The sequence below is a fragment of the Stenotrophomonas maltophilia genome (assembly GCF_001274595.1).
Lineage (GTDB): Bacteria > Pseudomonadota > Gammaproteobacteria > Xanthomonadales > Xanthomonadaceae > Stenotrophomonas > Stenotrophomonas forensis.
Genome location: NZ_CP011010.1, coordinates 3,367,704 through 3,385,964, shown reverse-complemented (window position 1 = coordinate 3,385,964; position 18,261 = coordinate 3,367,704). Strand labels below are relative to the sequence as shown.

Sequence of the window (18,261 nt, the reverse complement as noted above, 5' to 3'; positions counted from 1 at the left end):
TTTTCCCATCCCCGTTTTCGTGAGAGTTTCCCCCCATGAGCAATGCACAGCGCAGTTTCCACGTCGCCGTCGTCGGTGCCACCGGCGCGGTTGGCGAGACCATGTTGTCGATCCTTGAAGAACGTCATTTCCCGGTTGGTACCCTGAGCGTCCTGGCCTCCGAGCGTTCGGCCGGTGGCGAGATCGAGTTCAACGGCCAGAAGGTCACAGTGCAGGACCTGGCCACTTTCGACCCGACCGGCGTCGAGATCGCCCTGTTCTCGGCCGGTGGCAGCGTGTCGAAGGAATACGCGCCGAAGTTCGCTGCCGCCGGTGCGGTGGTGATCGACAACTCTTCGGCCTTCCGTTACGACGACGACGTGCCGCTGGTGGTATCCGAGGTCAACCCGGAACAGGTTGCCAACCGTCCGCGCGGCATCATCGCCAATCCGAACTGCTCGACCATGCAGATGCTGGTGGCGCTGGCGCCGCTGCACCGCAAGTACGGCATCGAGCGCATCAACGTCTCCACCTACCAGTCGGTATCCGGCGGCGGCCGTTCGGCCACCGAGGAGCTGGGCAAGCAGACCGGCCAGCTGCTCAGCTTCCAGGAGATCGATCCGCAGCGCTTCCCGGTGCAGATCGCCTTCAACCTGATCCCGCACATCGACGACTTCCAGGACAACGGCTTCACCAAGGAAGAGATGAAGCTGATCTGGGAGACCCGCAAGATCCTCGGCGACGACAGCATCCTGGTGAACCCGACCGCGGTGCGCGTGCCGGTGTTCTACGGGCATTCCGAGTCGGTGGCGATCGAGACCCGCGACAAGGTCACCGTGGCCGAAGCGCGTGCGCTGCTGGAGCAGTCGCCGGGCATCGAAGTGGTGGATCGCCACGAAGCGGGTGGCTACCCGACCCCGGTTACCCACGCTTCGGGCACCGACGCGGTGTATGTCGGGCGCATCCGTGAGGACCTGTCGCACCCGCGCGGCCTGAACCTGTGGATCGTCTCGGACAACGTGCGCAAGGGCGCGGCACTGAATGCCGTGCAGCTGGCAGAGCTGGTCGCCGCCGAACAGCGCTGAGCAGCGCGGTTGCTTCACCGGTAGTGCCGGCCGCTGGCCGGCATTGCCGCAGGTCGTCCATCGGTGGGTGCGGACCTTGGTCCGCACGCTTTATAGTGTCGCCCATGAATAAACGGGCCAGGGGCGCAACGCGCCCGCTCAGCTACCTTTCCGCCGCGCTGCTGGCCTTGGCCAGCAGTTCGGCGCTCGCCCTGGGGTTGGGCGACATCCGTGTCCTGTCCAAGCCGGGCCAGCCCTTGCTGGCCGAGATCCCGGTAGTCTCGGCCGACCCGTCCGAGCTGGAAAACCTGCGGGTGGCGCTGGCTTCGCCGGTCACCTTCGAGCGCGTCGGCCTGCAACGGCCGACCGGCCTGGTCAGCGAACTGCAGTTCGAACTGACCCGCAACGCGCAGGGCAGGGCGGTGGTGCGGGTGACCTCGCAGGCGCCGGTCGAGACGCCGTCGCTGAGCTTCCTGATCGAGGCCGACTGGGGCCAGGGCCGGCTGGTCCGCGAATACTCGGCGCTGGTCGATGCGCCGTCCAGCGCACTGGCCGTGGCCGAGCCGGAGATCGTCGCACCGGCTGGCACCCTGTCCAATACCATTGCCCGCGAGCCGGCAGCGGCACCTGTGGCAGAGGCGCCGGGCACGCCACCGTCCGCGCCGGCGCCCACGCCGGCACCCGCACCAGCACGGTCGCGTGCGGTGCCTCCACCGGTTGCGGCCATACCTGCCGATGGCAGCGTCACCGTGCAGCGCGGCCAGACCTTGTCGCAGATTGCCAGCGCGGTGGCGCGTGGCAACCAGGTCAGTCGTGATCGCGCGATGATCGCCCTGCTGCGCGCCAATCCCGAAGCCTTCATCCGTGGCAACGTGAACCTGCTCAAGCAGGGCGCAGTGCTGCGCATGCCAGGCAGCGATGCGCTGGCGGCGGTCGATGCTGCCGAAGCGGCTGCGCTGGTGCGCGAACACGCGGCCCAATGGCGCCAGGCACGCACCGTGCCGCAGCCGGCGGGTACCGCCGCAGCAGTGGCCAAGGCACAAGCCACGAACGCAGCGTCCCCGTCGGGGGCCAGCGGCGCGCGGCTTGAAATCGCTCCGGCGCTGGCGTCCGACGCCGCGAAAGCGGGCACAACCACCGGCACCGCTGCCGGCAGCGAGGGTGACATGATGGGCAACGAGCAACTGCGCCAGGCGCGTGAGGACATCGCTACCCGCGATGCCGAGATCGGCGAGCTGAAGCAGCGCGTGGCCGACCTGGAGAAGCTGAAGGAACAGCAGCAGTCGCTGATCGCGATGAAGGACAACGACCTGGCTGCCGCGCAGCAACGCCTGGCCCAGGCGCCGGGCAGCCGCGACGCGGCAACACCGTGGTACTGGCTGGGCCTGCCCGTGCTGCTGCTCGCCGCGGCGGCAGCCTGGCTGCTGCGCCGGCGCAAGCCGTCACCGTTGCCGCCGCTGCGCGAAGAAGGCGATGCGGCTGGCCTGGCCGCGGCGGTGCCGGCGGGTGCGGCGCTGGATACGCTGGCCGAGCAGTCCTCGTGGTCGTCGGTGGTGTCCGACAGTGGCCGCCAGGAGCCCGCGATGCCGGCCTGGGCGACCGCAACCGAGGTGCAGGATGACGTGGCTGCCGAACCGATCGCCGACGTCGCCGCCCAGGCTGACTGGCAGGCGCAGACGCTGCGCGATGACGAAGTGGGGGAGCTGCCCGAGGCCGTGACCGATCTGCCGCGCTGGGACGAGCCGGTGCCCACGCAGGACACCCCCGTGCCGGATGAGCCGGTCGCGCAGGCGGTCGCTGACGAGATCGCGGTGCCGGACTATGCGCTGCACGCCGAACAGCAGCCGCAGTTCCGCGGCGTGTTCGACCTGCCGGCCGAGCACCATGACAACGGCGATTCCAGCGGTGCGCCACACGACGCGATGGCCACGGCCGCGCACGAAGAACACACCGCGGCACCGGCCGGTGATGCCGGCTGGGCACCGCGTGCCGGCCAGGAGCGGCTGGAGCTGGCCATTGCCTATCTGGACCTGGGCGACGCGCAGACCGCGCGTACCCTGCTGCAGGAAGTCGCCGAGGGCGGCGATCTGCACAGCCAGGCGCAGGCGCGCGAGCTGTTGGCGCGCCTGCCGTGACCGAACCCGCTGACAAGGACCGTGCCATGAGCCGCGAGCGCCGCATCGATTACGTTGAATTCGCCTCCGCTGATCCGGCGGCCAGCCGCGCCTTCTTCGAGAAGGTGTTCGGCTGGTCGTTCGTCGACTATGGCGGCGACTACACCGCCTTCGACGATGGCCGCCTGCAGGGCGGCTTCTTCCGTGGCCAGCCGCAGCGCGCCAGCGATACCGGCGCACCGCTGCTGGTGCTGTACGCCGACCGCCTGGCGCCGATCGAGGCAGCGGTGCGTGACGCCGGCGGCGAGATCGTGCGCCCGGTGTTTTCCTTCCCCGGGGGCAGCCGCTTCCAGTTCGTCGAGCCCGGTGGCAACGAACTGGCGGTGTGGTCCGAACGCGACCCGGCCTGAGCGCCGCCCCACACGCAGCATCGAGGTAGCACATGCGTTACGCGCTTGGCGTCGAGTACGACGGCAGCGATTTCAGGGGCTGGCAGAACCTGGGCGAAGGTGGCCCCAGCGTGCAGGCCAGCCTTGAACTGGCCCTGTCGTCGGTCGCCGATGCGCCGTTGCAGGTGGTCTGCGCCGGCCGCACCGATGCTGGCGTGCACGGCCAGTGCCAGGTCGTGCATTTCGACACCGAGGTGGTGCGCGATCCGCGCGCCTGGATGCTCGGCACCACCACCCGCCTGCCGCGCTCGATCGCGGTGCGCTGGTGCGTGCCGGTGGCCGATGATTTCCACGCCCGTTTTTCCGCGCGCGCGCGCCGCTACCGCTATCGGCTGCTCAACCGCGAAGTGCGGCCGGCGCTGGGCCGCCAGACCCTGAGCTGGGAGCGGCGGGCGCTGGACGAGACCCTGATGCATGCCGCCGGCCAGGCCCTGCTTGGCGAGAACGACTTCAGTGCGTTCCGATCGGTGCAGTGCCAGGCGTTGCATGCGCGGCGTGAACTGCAGTCGCTGCAGGTCAGCCGCCAGGGCGAGGTGATTGAAGTGGCCGTGCAGGGCAATGCATTCCTTCATCACATGGTCCGCAATATCGTCGGATCCTTGATCCTGGTGGGCAGCGGCGAAAAACCGGTGGAATGGATCGCCGAACTGCTGGCAGGGCGCGATCGCACCGTAGCCGGTCCCACCGCACCGCCGCAGGGCCTGGTGTTCCTTGGGCCCCTGTACCCCGACAACTGGCATCTGCCCGCCGAGGTCACGCTATGAGCCGCTCCTACTACCGCACACGCATCAAGTTCTGTGGCATGACCCGGGCCGGCGACGTCCGCCTGGCCGGTGAGCTGGGCGTGGACGCAGTGGGTTTCATCTTTGCCCGCGAGAGCAGCCGTCGGGTTGCTCCGGCCGAGGCGCGCGCGATGCGCCAGGCGATCGCGCCGATGGTCGACGTGGTGGCGCTGTTCCGCAACAACAGCAAGGAAGAGGTGCGCGAGGTGCTGCGCACGGTGCGGCCGACCCTGCTGCAGTTCCATGGAGAGGAAGACGAGAGCTTCTGCCGCAGTTTCAACATGCCGTACCTGAAGGCGATCGCCATGGGCGGGCGCGAAGAGGTCAACGCCCGTACCCTGCAGCTGCGCTACCCCAGCGCGGCGGGATTCCTGTTCGACAGCCACGCGCCCGGCGGCGGTGGCGGCACGGGTGTCGCCTTCGACTGGGGGCGCATCCCGACCGGCCTGCACCGCCCGTTCCTGCTGGCCGGCGGCCTGAACCCGGAGAACGTGAAGGACGCCATCCTCGCCACCCTGCCGTGGGGCGTTGACGTGTCCAGCGGCATCGAGGTCGAGCCGGGCATCAAGGACGGCTACAAGATGCGCACGTTCGTCGAAGAGGTGCGCAGCGCCGACTGCACCGTGCTGGAGTGACCCGGCACGACCCCGCGCGCGTCGCCGCCTGCGGTCGGCGCGCGTCTTCACATTTGTCCCTGTACACCCTCTTCACATAGGATGAAGGGGAAGCCATGGCCATGAGGGCCGTGGCGGGATCGACGGAACCGCTCCCGGCGGATTCCGAACGGGGCGTCACGCGCCCATAGCCCAGGAAGGCAAAGCGATGCAGGAATTCCTCACCGTCGTGTTCGGCTACCCGACCCTGCCGTACAGCGTCCTGCTGGCGGTGTCGCTGGTCTATTGGGGGCTTGCCGCTTTTGGCCTGGTCGATGACGGGTTCGGCGATCTCGGCGCCGATGGTGCGCTGGACAGTGACACCGATCTCAGCGGCCTCTCGGCCCTGCTGCAGCGCTTCGGCCTCGGTGGCGTGCCGGTCATGGTCGTGGTCACCCTGCTGGGCTTCTTCGGCTGGGCCTTGACCTATTTCATCCATCTGTTCGTACTGTTGCCGCTGCCGGACCTGCTGCGCTGGGGTTTCGGCACGCTCGTGGCCGTGCTCGCGCCGCTGCCGGCGGTGCCGATCACCGCGCTGCTGCTGCGGCCCATCCGCACCTTCCTGCAGCGCCTGCAGCCGGTCGCACAGGCCTCCCTGCTGGGGCGCGTGGGCGTGGTCGCCTCGCCCCGGGTGGATGCGCGCAGCGGCCATGCCACGGTCGATGACGGCGGTGCCGGGCTGGTGCTGCAGGTGCGCAGCGACGTCGAACTGCAGCGTGGCGAGCGCATCGTGCTGGTCGAGCACGTGGCCGAACACCATTACTACCGGGTGGTCCGCGCTGATGCGGTCGCCCTCGATTTCCAGGACAACCTGCTTCCGGGCAACAAGGAGAATCTCTGATGAGTTTTGCTGGCGCGGCCCCCTTCCTGATCGGGATCATCGTCCTCGTAGGCCTGCTGCTCGGCCTGGCGGGACTGTTCAAGGCGTTCTACCGCAAGGTCGACCAGGGCGTGGCCCTGATCGTCAACGACATGAGCGCCACGCCCAAGGTGCACTTCACCGGTGCGCTGATCATCCCGGTGCTGTACCGCGCCGAGCTGATGCGGATCAGCCTGATCACCCTGCAGATCGACCGCCGCGGCAAGGAAGGCCTGATCTGCCGCGACAACATGCGCGCCGACATCGCCGTGGCGTTCTACCTGCGGGTCAACGAGACCCAGGCCGACGTGCTGCGTGTGGCCAAGGCCATCGGTGCCGACCGTGCCTCGGACAAGCACGCCGTCGATGAGCTGTTCAACGCCAAGTTCTCCGAAGCGCTGAAGACGGTCGGCAAGAAGTTCGACTTCACCGAGCTGTTCGAGAAGCGCCAGGAATTCCGCGACGAGATCATCGCGGTCATCGGCAACGACCTGAACGGCTATGTGCTGGAAGACGTGGCCATCGACTACCTGGAGCAGACCCCGAAATCGCTGCTGGACCAGTTCAACATCCTCGACGCGCAGGGTATCCGCAAGATCACCGAGCTGACCGCCGCGCAGAACGTGGTGACCAACGAGCTGGAGCAGAACGAGAAGCTCGCCATCACCAAAAAGAACGTGGAAGCGCGCGAAGCGCTGCTGGCCCTGGAACGCCAGCAGGCCGAGGCCGAGGCGCGGCAGAAGCGCGAGATCGAGACCATCCGTGCCCGCGAGGAAGCCGAGACCGCCAAGGTGCAGGAAGAACAGCGCCAGCTGTCCGAGAACGCACGCATCGAAGCGCAGCAGTTGATCGATATCCGTGACCAGAACCGCCTGCGCGAGGTGGAAGTGGCCGAACAGAACCGCCAGCGTGCGGTGGCCATCGAAGCCGAGCGCGTGGAGCGCGCGCGCCAGCTGGAACAGGTCACCACCGACCGCGAAGTGCAGCTGCAGGGCGTGGAGCGTGACAAGGTGGTCGAGCAGGGCAAGATGGACGTGGCCAACATCACCCGCGAACGCATCTCCATCGACAAGACCGTGGCCCAGGAAGAAGAGCGCATCAAGGAAGTGCGCGAGGTCTCCGAGGCCGACCGCCAGAAGCAGGTGCTGATTCTGGAAGCCGAAGCCAAGGCGCAGGAATCGCTGGTGCGCGAAGTGAAGGAAGCGCAGGCCCGCGAAACCGCCTCCAAGCACCGCGCGGTGGAACTGACCACCCTGGCCCAGGCCGAACACGAAGCGGCCGGCAAGCAGGCCGAAGCCAAGCGCCTGCTGGCCGACGCCTTCCGTGCCGAGCAGGCGGCGCCGGGCCTGGCCGAAGCGCAGGTGCGTGAAGCCTCCGCACTGGCCATCGAGAAGGTCGGTATCGCCGAAGCCCGCGTGATCGAAGCCAAGGCCGAAGCCAACCTGAAGCAGGGCAGCAACGAGGCCCGCGTGCTGGCCGAAACCCTGCAGGCGCAGGCCCAGGGCGAAGAGAAGATGGGCCTGGCCCGTGCCACCGCCACCGAATCGCTGGGCAACGCCGAAGCCGGCGTGGTGCAGAAGAAGCTGCTGGCCGAAGCCGAAGGCCTGGTGCGCAAGTTCGAAGCCATCGCCTCGCTGAGCGACCAGGCACGTGGCCACGAAGAGTTCCGCATGATGCTGGACAACAGCCTGAAGCAGGCACTGGCCTCTATCGAAGCGGGCAAGGAAGTCTCGCGCGAGAACGCCAACGTCATCGCCAGCGCGCTGCGCAATGCCGACATCGACCTGGTCGGTGGCGACGGCGGCATGTTCGAGAACCTGGTCAAGGCCGTGTCGCTGGGCAAGTCGATCGAAGGCTTCGCCGGCAAGAGCCCGATCGTGCAGGAGCTGATGCAGCGCTACCTGGGCGTGGCCGTGGCCGAACCGGCACCGCGGCAGATCGCCGAGGACGCCGACGCGGCGCCGACCGTGTCGGCCGCCGTGGTCGACAGCGCCCGTTGATGCACCGGGCGGTGGCCGCTGCGGCCACCGCCCGCCCGCGCCGGCCGCAACCACGGCCGGCCGTCCGTAAGCCGGAAGCCTGCTGATGTCTGAAACCCATCCGTCCGCCGAAACCACAGCGCCGGAGGCCGGCGGCAACACCGTCGACCAGGCCGTTGCCCAGGGCGGTGCCTACGAAGTTCTGCGCCGCCGCCTTGGCGAACAGGGCCAGCGCCTGCAGGCGTTGGCCGAAGCCCTCAACCGCCAGCGACTGGCCGAGTTCGGCGACAGCCGGCTGGAGGTGGTCGGTCGCTTCCGCATCCGCAGCGAGAACAACTGCGTCGGCCGTGACATCGTCCAGGTCGGGCCTGACCGCCTGCTGTTCGGCTACAACGTCTATATCGGGCTCAAGACCCATACCCGCATCGAGGATGTGTTCGGCCTGTACCGGCTGGTGCAGGGCAAGGACGGCTACGATGTGGCCGCGCTGGAGCTGAAGGGCAGCTTCCTCGACCAGCCCGGCTTCGTGCACGACTTCAACGAGCTGTACGCCTACTACAAGCATGCGCGCCTGCTGCAGCTGATCGTGGTCGGCGACAAGCTGCTGGCCTCGTTCCAGATCGGCGAGCGCAGCAGCGACGTGCGCGTGTTCCGCTGGGCGCTGTCGCGCGAAGGTGAGCTGACCTACCTCGATGCGCGCGGCGAACGCGATATCGCCCTGCCGCCGCCGTTCGACTTCGAATGGACCAAGGCCACCCGCGATCTCGCGGTCAACGGCCGCCACTCGCACCTGAACATCCTCGACACCCTGTTCGTGGAAACCACCGGTGGCGACCTGACCATCAAGGTCGAGAACAACACCGAAACCGGGCAGGGCATCTACAGCGAACCGGTGGAGGACAGCACGCAGTCGCTGGACGACGCCCAGTTCGAATTCGCGCGCGTCGGTTCGCTGCTGCTGCTGAAGGTGTTGCCGTACCGCGAGACCGTCTGGCGCGGGCTGATCTACAACACGCTCACCGGCGAAATCGTGCGCAACGACGCCATCGTCCAGGCCTGCGTGCAGCTGCCCGAAGACCACGGCGTGATCTTCCCCGGCGGTTACTACCTGCAGGGCGGCGAGCACAAGGCCTTCGATGCCTCGATGGCCGGCATGCAGTTCAAGCGCAGCATCCGCTCGCCCAACGGCGAGGACGTGCTCTACATCTTCTACGAGCGCGAAGGCGGGCGCTCGGCGCTGTTCGTCTACAACACCATCCAGCGCGTGCTGCAGAACCCGGTGTTCGGCCATGGCTATGCCTTCATGCAGGATGGGCGCATGGTGCTGTTCCATGCCGAAGGCGCCGAGCCCACCCGCATCCATCCGATGCAGGTCTGGCAGACGCCGTTCAGCAGCGACGAGTTCGCCGCCAGCCGGCCGCCCGGCAACACCTTCATGGGCCGCATCGGCAATGCCGAGCTGGTGCGCGGCATCTCCAACCTGTTCAACCTGTCCCGCGAGATCGACGGCCAGGATGTCTCGGTGCAGCGCTACCAGCGCCTGGTGGCCGATACCCGCCGCCTGTTCGATACCCACCACTGGCTGGGGGACGAGGCCTGCGACGGCGCCGAAGCGCTGCTGCGGCAGATCAGCGCCACCGGCGAGTCGGTGCTGGACGAGTACGAGAAGGTCCAGTCCATCCGCGAGCAGTCGGCGCAGGCGATGGTCGAGGCGGAAGCGAACTACAAGGCGCTGCTGGGCCGCCTGCAGCCGCAGAACTGGAACGAGGTGCAGGCCTTCGTCGAGGCCCTGAACGAGATCACCGCGCTGCGCGGGCGGCTGCTGACCATCCGCGAGCTGCGCTACATCGACACCGCGCGCATCGAGGCGATGGCCGCCGAACTGGTGCAGGCGCAGGATCGCGTGGGCGCCGCCACCGGCGAGTTCCTGGCCGGCGATGCCGCACTGGCACCGCTGGGCAGCCGCCTGCAGGCACTGGATGAAGCGGCCCAGCAGGCCAGCAGTGCGCGCCAGCTGGATGAGCAGCTGGACGGCATGCGTGGCATGGCCGCCGACCTGGACATGCTGTCCGAACTGATGGCCGGCCTGAAGGTGGACGATGCCACCGCGCGCACCCGCGTGGTCGAATCGATTTCCGCGCTGTACGGGCGGCTGAACCAGGCGCGCACGCGTGCCGAACAGCGCCGCCGCACGCTCGGCTCGGCCGAGGCCGTGGCCCAGTTCGCTGCACAGTTCGCGTTGTTCTCGCAGTCCATCACCAGTGCGCTGGCGATGGCCAACGATCCGGAAAAGGCCGACGAACAGCTGTCGCGCCTGCTGGTGCAGCTGGAGGAACTGGAAAGTCAGTTTGGCGAGCACGAGCAGTTCCTCGGCGACATCCTCAGCAAGCGCGAGGAACTGGTCGAAGCCTTCGAGACGCACAAGCAGGCGTTGCTGGACGACCGCCAGCGCAAGGCGCGCTCGGTGCTCGACGCGGCCAACCGCATCCTCGATGGCCTGGCCAAGCGCACCGAGCGCTTCGCCACCGCCGACGAGCTCAACGCGTTCTTCGCCGGCGACCCGCTGATCCTCAAGCTGCGCGAACTGGCCGAGCGGCTGCATGCGCTGCGCGACAACGTCAAGGCCGATGACATCGAGGCGCGCCTGAAGGGCGTGCGCGACCAGGCCGTGCGCCAGCTGCGCGACCGCAGCGACCTGTACGAAGCCGGCGGCAACGTCGTCCGGCTCGGCCCGCGCCACCGTTTCAGCGTGAACACCCAGGCGCTGGACCTGACCCTGCTGCCGCGCGGCGACACGCTGGCCATCCACCTCACCGGCACCGATTTCCTGGAAACCCTGCACGACCCCGAGCTGGAGGCGCTCAAGCCGTTCTGGCCGGTGACCCTGGATTCGGAATCCGATGCGATCTACCGCGGCGAGTACCTGGCCGGCAGCCTGCTGCTGGCCGCGCAGGACGGCCGCGATGGCCTGGACATGGCCCAGCTGCAGCACGATCTCGCCAGCCCCGAGGCGCTGGACCAGCGCGTGCGTGCGTTCGCCGCGCCGCGCTACCGCGAGGGGTATGAGCGCGGCATCCATGACCACGATGCGGCGCTGATCCTGCACGCCCTGCTGCCGCTGCAGCAGGCCGCCGGCAGCCTGCGCCATGCACCGCGTGTCCGCGCACTGGCCATGCTGTTCTGGGCCGCCGAGCAGCGCAACGAGGCCGTGGCGCAGTGGCCGGCGCGCCAGGCCGGTGCCGATGCCATCGCCCGCCTCTTTGGTTCCGACGAAGGGCGCCAGGCGCTGCGCGCGGAGATGGCCGCTGCGCTGGATGCGTTCGTGCAGGCGCAGGCCCTGCCGTTCGACGCCGCCGCGATCGAAGGTGCCGCTGCCTACCTCGGTGACGAACTGAGCGCGGGCGATCCGGTATTCGCCAGCAGCCGCCATGCGCTGGCATTGCTGGAGGCATTGCAGCAGCAGCTGGAGCAGGCAGGACAGCGTGAGGCACTGGAACGCGCGCTGCAGCGTGGACAGGATCCGCTGCCGCTGCGCTGGGCGTTGGCCGGGCAGTGGCTGCGCGCGCTGGGCCGGCTGCCGGCGCAGGCTGCCCATGCCGGTTACACCGATGAGGCTGCCGCACTGCTGCTGGTGCAGCGGCAGCTGCGCACGCGCGCCAGCGATGCCACACTGCGGGTGGAAGTGAACGGCCTGCTCGGCGAGCATCCGCGCATCGTGCAGGGCACCCTGGCGCTGTCGCTGGATGATTTCCTGGCCCGCCTGCACGCCCACCTGCAGCAGTTCGTGCCGGCATTCCACGCCTACCAGGCGGTACGCCAGGGCATCATCGGCCGTGAGCGGCAGGCCCTGCGCCTGTCCGAGTTCAAGGCGCGGCCGCTGTCCTCTTTCGTGCGCAACAAGCTCATCAACGACGTTTACCTCGGCGTGATCGGCGACAACCTCGCCAAGCAGATGGGCACGGTGGGCGAGAACAAGCGCAGCGACCTGATGGGCCTGCTGATGATGATCTCGCCGCCGGGCTACGGTAAGACCACGCTGATGGAATACGTGGCGCACCGGCTGGGCCTGGTCTTCATGAAGATCAACGGCCCGGCACTGGGCCACGACGTGCGTTCGCTGGATCCGGAGCAGGCGCCCGACGCCACCTCGCGGCAGGAGCTGGAAAAGCTCAATCTGGCCTTGGAGATGGGCAACAACACCATGCTGTATGTGGATGACATCCAGCACACCCATCCCGAGTTCCTGCAGAAGTTCATTTCGCTGTGCGATGGCACCCGCCGCATCGAAGGCGTGTGGCGCGGTCGCACGCGCACCTACGACATGCGCGGCAAGAAGTTCTGCGTGGTGATGGCCGGCAACCCGTATACCGAGTCGGGCGAGGTGTTCAAGATTCCGGACATGCTGGCCAACCGCGCTGACATCTACAACCTCGGCGACGTGCTGGGTGGCATGGAAGCGGCGTTCACCCTCAGCTACATCGAGAACAGCCTGACCTCCAACCCGGTGCTGGCACCGCTGGCGACCCGTGACATGGCCGACCTGTACCTGCTGGTCGATCGTGCGATGGGCAAGGACGTGTCGACCAACGGGCTCAGCCATGCCTACAGCGGTGCCGAGATCAACGAGATCACCGCCACCCTGCAGCGCATGCTGCGCGTGCGCGACGTGGTCTACCGGGTCAACCAGCAGTACATCGCCAGCGCTGCGCAGGATGACCGCTACCGCACCGAGCCGCCGTTCCGCCTGCAGGGCAGCTACCGCAACATGAACAAGCTGGCCGAGAAGATCTCGCCGGTGATGAACGAGGACGAGCTGCAGCAGCTGATCTCCGACCATTACCTGGGCGAGGCGCAGCTGCTGACCACCGGCGCCGAGGAAAACCTGCTGAAGCTGGGCGAGCTGCGCGGCGTGCTGGACGAGGCGCAGGTGCAGCGCTGGGCGCAGATCAAGCGCGATTTCCTGCGCAACAAGGCCATGGGTGCCGACGACAGCGATGTCGGTGGGCGCGTGGTCGCGCAGCTGGCCGACATCGCCAGTGCACTGCAGCTGCCGCCACCGGCTGCGCCGCTGGTGGAGGCTGATCCGGCACCGTGGCCGGCCTTGCTGGAAGCGCTGCAGCGCTTGGCCGAAGCACGCCCAGAAGCACCGGCCGCCGTGCAGCCTGCCGAGCCGGTGGTGATTGCCGCGCCCAGCCCCCCGGCCACGCCGCTGGCCGAGGACCTGCAGGCCGGGCTCGCTCCGCTGGTCCAACTGCTGGTGGCCTCGCAGGCACAGCAGGAACAGGTATCGCAGACCCTGGCGGCGTTCGCCGGGTGGGCGCGGCAGCAGGTCGAAGGCGCGGCCGGTGCCAGCACCACCACCGCGCGTCGTCCGCGCGTGCGGCGGGCCAGCACGCCGGAGGAGCGCGCACTGGATGAGGCGCTGATGCGCCACTTCTACGGCGAGTCGCTGCCGCCGGAAGCCACTGACGACGCCCCGTCGGGAAGCGCGCCGATGCGGCCGCCGTTGCCATGACCGACGCGGCGCCCCTGCCGACGCCGCAACGGCCGGACACGGCGGATGTTGCACGCCTGGCCGACTACGGCGCGCCGCTGCTGCAGGCGTTGGCCGCGCGCGACGTCGCGTTGCCGGCGACCGCCGGCGATGGGCTGGTCGAGGCGCTGGCACGCATCGCGCTGGCGCTGCAGGCTGCCGACCCGGCACGCCTGCGCCGGCAGGAAAGCTGGTGGGGCCGCCTGCTTGGCCGCGATGTCGAGCGTGAGGCCGCAGGCCGCGGCCTGCAGTCGCGGCTGGGGGTCCTCGCCCTGCAGGCACGCGAGCAGGCCCAGCAGCTGCAGCAGCACATGGCCGTGCGTGCCACCGCGATCAGCGCGACCGGCCAGGCCGCCGAAGCACTGCAGGCCTGGGCGGACGCGGCCGCCGCGGACGTGCCAGCGATGCAGGGCGCCGGCCAGGAAGCACTGGCGGCGCGCATCGACCACCTGCAGCGGCTGGCGGCGCTGCGCCGCATCGAAGCCGGGCAGTGGCAGCTGCTGCAGCAACAGGACGAGGAGCTGCTGCAGCGCTTCGCCCGCATCCACGATGTCCTGCTGCCAGCGTGGCGGCAGGCCGCACTGGCCGCGCAGGCCGCCACCGGCGCGGTCCGTGCCGGCCAGGCGGCCACGCTGCACGCACAGATCGACGACGAGGTCGCGGCGGCTCAGGCTAGACTGCGCTGAGCCGGCCGCCGCTGCCGCCAACCCACCTGCAAGGAGACTGCCCGATGACCCAGGACAGCCAGCACCCCGGCACCCTCGTGCCCACCCCGGCCACCCCTTCCGCACTCGACGAAGGCGCGCTGCAGGCGTTGGGCCTGGTCCGCGAGGACCTGCCGCGCATCGCCGAGATCCGCATGGAACTGGACGACCTGCGCCCGGGCAACCTGCAGGTGTTCGGCCGCGAGGCCGCGACGCGCACGGCAGCGTTTTCCAGCCAGCTGCTGGACCAGGTGCGCAACCGCGACCTCGATGCCAGCGGCGACAAGCTGGGCGAAGTGGTGCGCATCGCGCGCAGCCTGAAACTGGACGGTTTCGCCCAGCGTTCGAAGGTGCCGGTGATCGGCGGTCTGATCGATCGCCTGCGCGTGTCCAAGGGCGAACTGGTGCAGAAGTTCAGCGATACCAACGCACAGATCGAGCAGCTGCTGGGCGACGTGGGCGTGCAGCAGGCGCTGATGGGCAAGCGCGTGGGCGAGTTCGACCGCATGCACGAGATCGTGCGCGAGGAGCGCCACGCGCTGGGCCTGTACGCAGCCGCCGGCAAGCAGCGCCTGGCCGAACTGCAGGCCGAGCAGCTGGCAGGGCAGGGCAGCGACGACCCGCAGCAGCGCATCCGCCAGAGCGAGGTCGACAATGCGATCCGCCTGATCGAAAAGCGCGTGTCCGACCTGCAGCTGATGCAGCACGCGGCCGACCAGTCGCTGCCGATGATCCGCCTGATCCAGGCCAACGCGCTGCAGCTGATCGAAAAATTCAACACGGTGCGCGAGATCACCATCCCGTCGTGGAAGCGCCAGTTCGCCATCCAGCTTTCGCTGGGCGAGCAGAAGGCCGCGGTCGAGCTGTCCACCGCCATCGACGATGCCACCAACGAGCTGATGCGCCGCAATGCCGATCTGCTGCGCCAGGCGTCGGTGGATACCGCACGCAGCAACCAGCGCGGCGTGATCGACGTGGCCACGCTGCGCCATGTGCACGAACAGCTGATCGCCACCGTGGAGGAAGTGCGCAGCATCCATCGCGAAGGCATGCAGCAGCGCCAGCAGGCCGAAGTCGAACTGTCGCGCCTGCGCGACGACCTGCAGCAGCGGCTGGCCGCACCCACGGCACTGAGGGAGTCGTAGCGTCGAGCTTGCTCGACCGAGGTAGGCGTAGAGTCGAGCTTGCTCGACTGAGGTAGTCGTAGAGTCGAGCTTGCTCGACTGAGGAGATCGATGCCAGTCGAGCAAGCTCGACGCTACAGTTGCGCCATCGCCCACTCGGCCAGTGCATCCACGCGCGGGTCGGCCGGGCCGTCCGGCCGCGCCAGCACCCAGAACCCGCCTGTCGCCGAGAATCCCCAGGGCGCGATCAGGCGCCCGGCGGCCAGGTCTTCGGCCACCAGCGGCTCGGGCGCGATTGCCGGGCCCAGCCCGGCTACCGCTGCCTCCAGCAGGTAATACAGATGCTCGAAGGCGGTGCCCAACGGGAGCTTCGATGCGTCCAGGCCATGTGCCTGCGCCCAAGCCGGCCACGCCTGCGGTCGTGAGCTGGTGTGCAGCAGCGTTTCCTGCAGCAGTGCCGAGGGCGGGACATGCCGCAGGCGTTGCGCCGCCGGGTGGGAGGGGGCCACCACCACGCCGACCCGTTCCGGCGCCAGTTCGCGCACCTGCCAGCCGCGCGGCCACGGCCCCTGCGCCAGCAGCAGGACCGCATCCAGCGCTGCCTGGGCCTCGGTGAAGCTGCCGTCCAGTGCCGACCACTGCAGGCGAACGCCGGGCAGGGCGGCCTGCAGCGCGGGCAGTCGCGGGATCATCCAGCGCGCCAGTACGCTGCCACTACAGCCCAGCACCAGTGCCGGGGATGCCGTCGGCCGCCGCAGTTCACGCACGCAGTCTTCAATGCCGGTGAACGCCTCGCTGCATGCCACCTGCAGGCGGCTGCCTGCGGCGGTCAGGCGCAGGCCGCGACCGGCACGCTGGAACAAGGCCATGCCCAGATGATCCTCCAGCAGCTTCAGCTGCCGGCTGACCGCACCGTGGGTGACATGCAGGTCCTGTGCGGCGCGGCCGACCCCGCCCAGGCGGGCGATGGCCTCGAACGCGCGCAGCGCATTGAGCGGCGGAAGCGATGAGCTGCCCATGTGAGATTTCCTGACAAGATACGCCAGATAATATCCATTTTCCGGTCACGACCCGTGCGCTAGAGTATCCACCTGTCTTGAACCACCGGTCGTCTCCATGTCTGCCTCCCCCATCGCCGACTATCACGCCTTCCCGGATGCCCAGGGCCACTTCGGCCGCTACGGCGGCAGTTTCGTCGCCGAAACCCTGGTCGGCCCGCTGCAGGAACTGGCCCAGGCCTATGACCAGGCCCGCCAGGACCCGGCATTCCAGGCGGCCTACGACCGCGACCTGGCCCATTACGTGGGCCGGCCGAGCCCGATCTACCACGCCCAGCGCCTGAGCGACCATGTCGGTGGCGCGCAGATCCTGCTCAAGCGCGAGGACCTGAACCACACCGGCGCGCACAAGATCAACAACACCATCGGCCAGGCCCTGCTGGCCGCGCGGATGGGCAAGAAGCGCATCATCGCCGAGACCGGCGCCGGCCAGCATGGCGTGGCCAGCGCTACCGTCGCCGCGCGCCTGGGCCTGGAATGCGTGGTGTACATGGGCGCCACCGACATCGAGCGGCAGAAGATCAACGTCTACCGCATGAAGCTGCTCGGCGCGACGGTGGTGCCGGTCACCTCCGGCTCGGCCACCCTGAAGGATGCGCTCAACGAAGCGATGCGCGACTGGGTGACCAACGTGCAGGACACCTTCTACATCATCGGCACCGTCGCCGGTCCGGACCCGTACCCGCGCATGGTGCGCGATTTCAACGCCATCGTCGGGCGCGAGGCACGCGAACAGATGCTGGCCGAGTACGGCCGCCTGCCCGATGCGATCACCGCCTGCGTCGGCGGCGGCAGCAACGCCATCGGCCTGTTCCATGCCTTCCTCAACGACCGCCAGGTCGAGATCGTCGGCGCCGAAGCGGCAGGTGATGGCATCAGCACCGGTCGCCATGCCGCGTCGATCGCCGCCGGTCGCCCGGGCGTGCTGCATGGCAACCGCACCTACGTGCTGTGCGACGACGACGGCCAGATCATCGAGACCCATTCGGTGTCGGCTGGCCTGGATTATCCGGGCGTCGGCCCGGAGCATGCGTTCCTGGCCGATACCGGCCGCGCGCGCTACCTCGGCATCACCGATGAAGAGGCCCTGCAGGCGTTCCACCTGCTGGCGCACACCGAGGGCATCCTGCCCGCACTGGAATCCAGCCACGCGCTGGCGCAGGCGATCAAGCTGGCGCGCGAGCGTCCGCGCGACCAGATCGTGCTGTGCAACCTGTCCGGCCGCGGCGACAAGGACGTGCATACCATCGCCGCGCGCGAAGGCCTGGTGCTGTGAATTGCATGCTGCGCCATGGTGGGGCGTGGGTGCTGGCGGTCGGCCTGGGGGGGTGCGCGCCGCCCGATCCGCCGGTGCTGGCGCCGGCGCCGGCGTCCCCGGCGGCGATCGCCCCGGCACGCCAGGTTGCCAGCAACGACGATGCTGCAGCACATCGTCCGATCGAAGACGCACCGTTGCCAGGCGCAGACGATGCTGCCGATGACGACAGTGCTCCGGCGGTGGTTTCGGTGGCACTGGACCATGCCGGCGAGGTGCTGATCGGCCAACCTTTCAGTGAACTGCAGAGCGAGGGGCAGTGGCACTCGGCCGGGCTGAGCGAGGCGACCTCCGGGCGCTGCGAGTATTACGAGCGCGGCACGCTGCCTGAAGGCGTGGCGATGATGGTGCAGGACGGTGACGTGGTGCGTTTCGACCTGGCCCCCATCGACGATTCGGGCCAGGTGGTGGTCCAGCCGGGGCCGTTCGGCCTGCACCTGGACATGCCGCGCGCGCAGGCCCTGCAGCTGCTGCCCAAGGGCGTCTCCGCCCAGCCTTATGGCAAGGATGTGGAGGCCGGCGAGACCCTGCTCTGGCAGGACCCCGGTTCCGACCTGGCGATCCGCGTGGAGATCGTCGACGGCACCGTATCCCGAATGTACTGGGGCGCCAGCGGCGCCGTTGACCTGATCGAAGGATGTACCTGAC

The 18,261-nt window shown here is 68.7% G+C and carries 13 protein-coding genes; 12 read left to right on the top strand and 1 reads right to left on the bottom strand.

Annotated elements, in window-relative coordinates; all coding sequences use genetic code 11:
- Nucleotides 1-35 precede the first annotated feature (35 nt).
- The 10 genes from VN11_RS15595 to VN11_RS15550 all read left to right on the top strand — a co-directional run bounded on the left by VN11_RS15595 (nucleotide 36) and on the right by VN11_RS15550 (nucleotide 15,261).
- Nucleotides 36-1,064 carry an aspartate-semialdehyde dehydrogenase gene (locus VN11_RS15595; protein ID WP_053450402.1) on the top strand — a complete coding sequence of 343 codons (1,029 nt, stop codon included), beginning with the start codon at nucleotides 36-38 and terminating at the stop codon, nucleotides 1,062-1,064.
- Between the two features lie 104 nt (nucleotides 1,065-1,168).
- On the top strand, nucleotides 1,169-3,178 hold the full coding sequence (locus tag VN11_RS15590; protein ID WP_053450401.1) for a FimV/HubP family polar landmark protein: 2,010 nt from the start codon (nucleotides 1,169-1,171) through the stop codon (nucleotides 3,176-3,178).
- A 26-nt stretch (nucleotides 3,179-3,204) separates the two neighbouring features.
- Nucleotides 3,205-3,567, top strand: coding sequence for a VOC family protein (locus VN11_RS15585; RefSeq protein ID WP_053450400.1), 363 nt, complete (start codon nucleotides 3,205-3,207; stop codon nucleotides 3,565-3,567).
- A gap of 32 nt (nucleotides 3,568-3,599) precedes the next feature.
- Nucleotides 3,600-4,370 (top strand): tRNA pseudouridine(38-40) synthase TruA, encoded by a 771-nt coding sequence (truA, locus tag VN11_RS15580; RefSeq protein ID WP_053450399.1) that lies wholly within the window; start codon nucleotides 3,600-3,602, stop codon nucleotides 4,368-4,370.
- Nucleotides 4,367-5,023: a phosphoribosylanthranilate isomerase gene (locus VN11_RS15575; protein WP_053450398.1), complete on the top strand. Its 657-nt coding sequence runs from the start codon at nucleotides 4,367-4,369 to the stop codon at nucleotides 5,021-5,023. Before truA ends, VN11_RS15575 begins: the two co-directional genes overlap by 4 nt.
- Before the next feature lie 187 nt (nucleotides 5,024-5,210).
- Nucleotides 5,211-5,882 (top strand): OB-fold-containig protein, encoded by a 672-nt coding sequence (locus VN11_RS15570; RefSeq protein ID WP_053450397.1) that lies wholly within the window; start codon nucleotides 5,211-5,213, stop codon nucleotides 5,880-5,882.
- Nucleotides 5,882-7,900 (top strand): flotillin family protein, encoded by a 2,019-nt coding sequence (locus VN11_RS15565; protein ID WP_053450396.1) that lies wholly within the window; start codon nucleotides 5,882-5,884, stop codon nucleotides 7,898-7,900. Before VN11_RS15570 ends, VN11_RS15565 begins: the two co-directional genes overlap by 1 nt.
- Before the next feature lie 85 nt (nucleotides 7,901-7,985).
- Nucleotides 7,986-13,394 carry a DNA repair ATPase gene (locus VN11_RS15560; protein ID WP_053450395.1) on the top strand — a complete coding sequence of 1,803 codons (5,409 nt, stop codon included), beginning with the start codon at nucleotides 7,986-7,988 and terminating at the stop codon, nucleotides 13,392-13,394.
- Complete coding sequence (locus tag VN11_RS15555) at nucleotides 13,391-14,098, top strand: hypothetical protein (protein WP_053450394.1); 708 nt, start codon at nucleotides 13,391-13,393, stop codon at nucleotides 14,096-14,098. Before VN11_RS15560 ends, VN11_RS15555 begins: the two co-directional genes overlap by 4 nt.
- A gap of 44 nt (nucleotides 14,099-14,142) precedes the next feature.
- A complete protein-coding gene (locus VN11_RS15550) occupies nucleotides 14,143-15,261 on the top strand; it encodes a toxic anion resistance protein (RefSeq protein WP_053450393.1) in 1,119 nt (372 codons plus the stop codon).
- Between the two features lie 113 nt (nucleotides 15,262-15,374).
- Here the strand turns inward: VN11_RS15550 and VN11_RS15545 are convergent, their stop codons facing one another.
- Nucleotides 15,375-16,259, bottom strand: coding sequence for a LysR family transcriptional regulator (locus VN11_RS15545; RefSeq protein ID WP_053450392.1), 885 nt, complete (start codon nucleotides 16,257-16,259; stop codon nucleotides 15,375-15,377).
- 97 nt (nucleotides 16,260-16,356) lie between these two features.
- Here VN11_RS15545 and trpB point away from each other — a divergent pair, with 97 nt between their 5' ends.
- On the top strand, nucleotides 16,357-17,574 hold the full coding sequence (trpB, locus tag VN11_RS15540) for a tryptophan synthase subunit beta (protein WP_014647880.1): 1,218 nt from the start codon (nucleotides 16,357-16,359) through the stop codon (nucleotides 17,572-17,574).
- The gene (locus VN11_RS15535; RefSeq protein ID WP_053450391.1) at nucleotides 17,571-18,260 is read left to right on the top strand and encodes a hypothetical protein; all 690 of its coding nucleotides are present in this window, start codon (nucleotides 17,571-17,573) and stop codon (nucleotides 18,258-18,260) included. Before trpB ends, VN11_RS15535 begins: the two co-directional genes overlap by 4 nt.
- Nucleotide 18,261 lies beyond the last annotated feature (1 nt).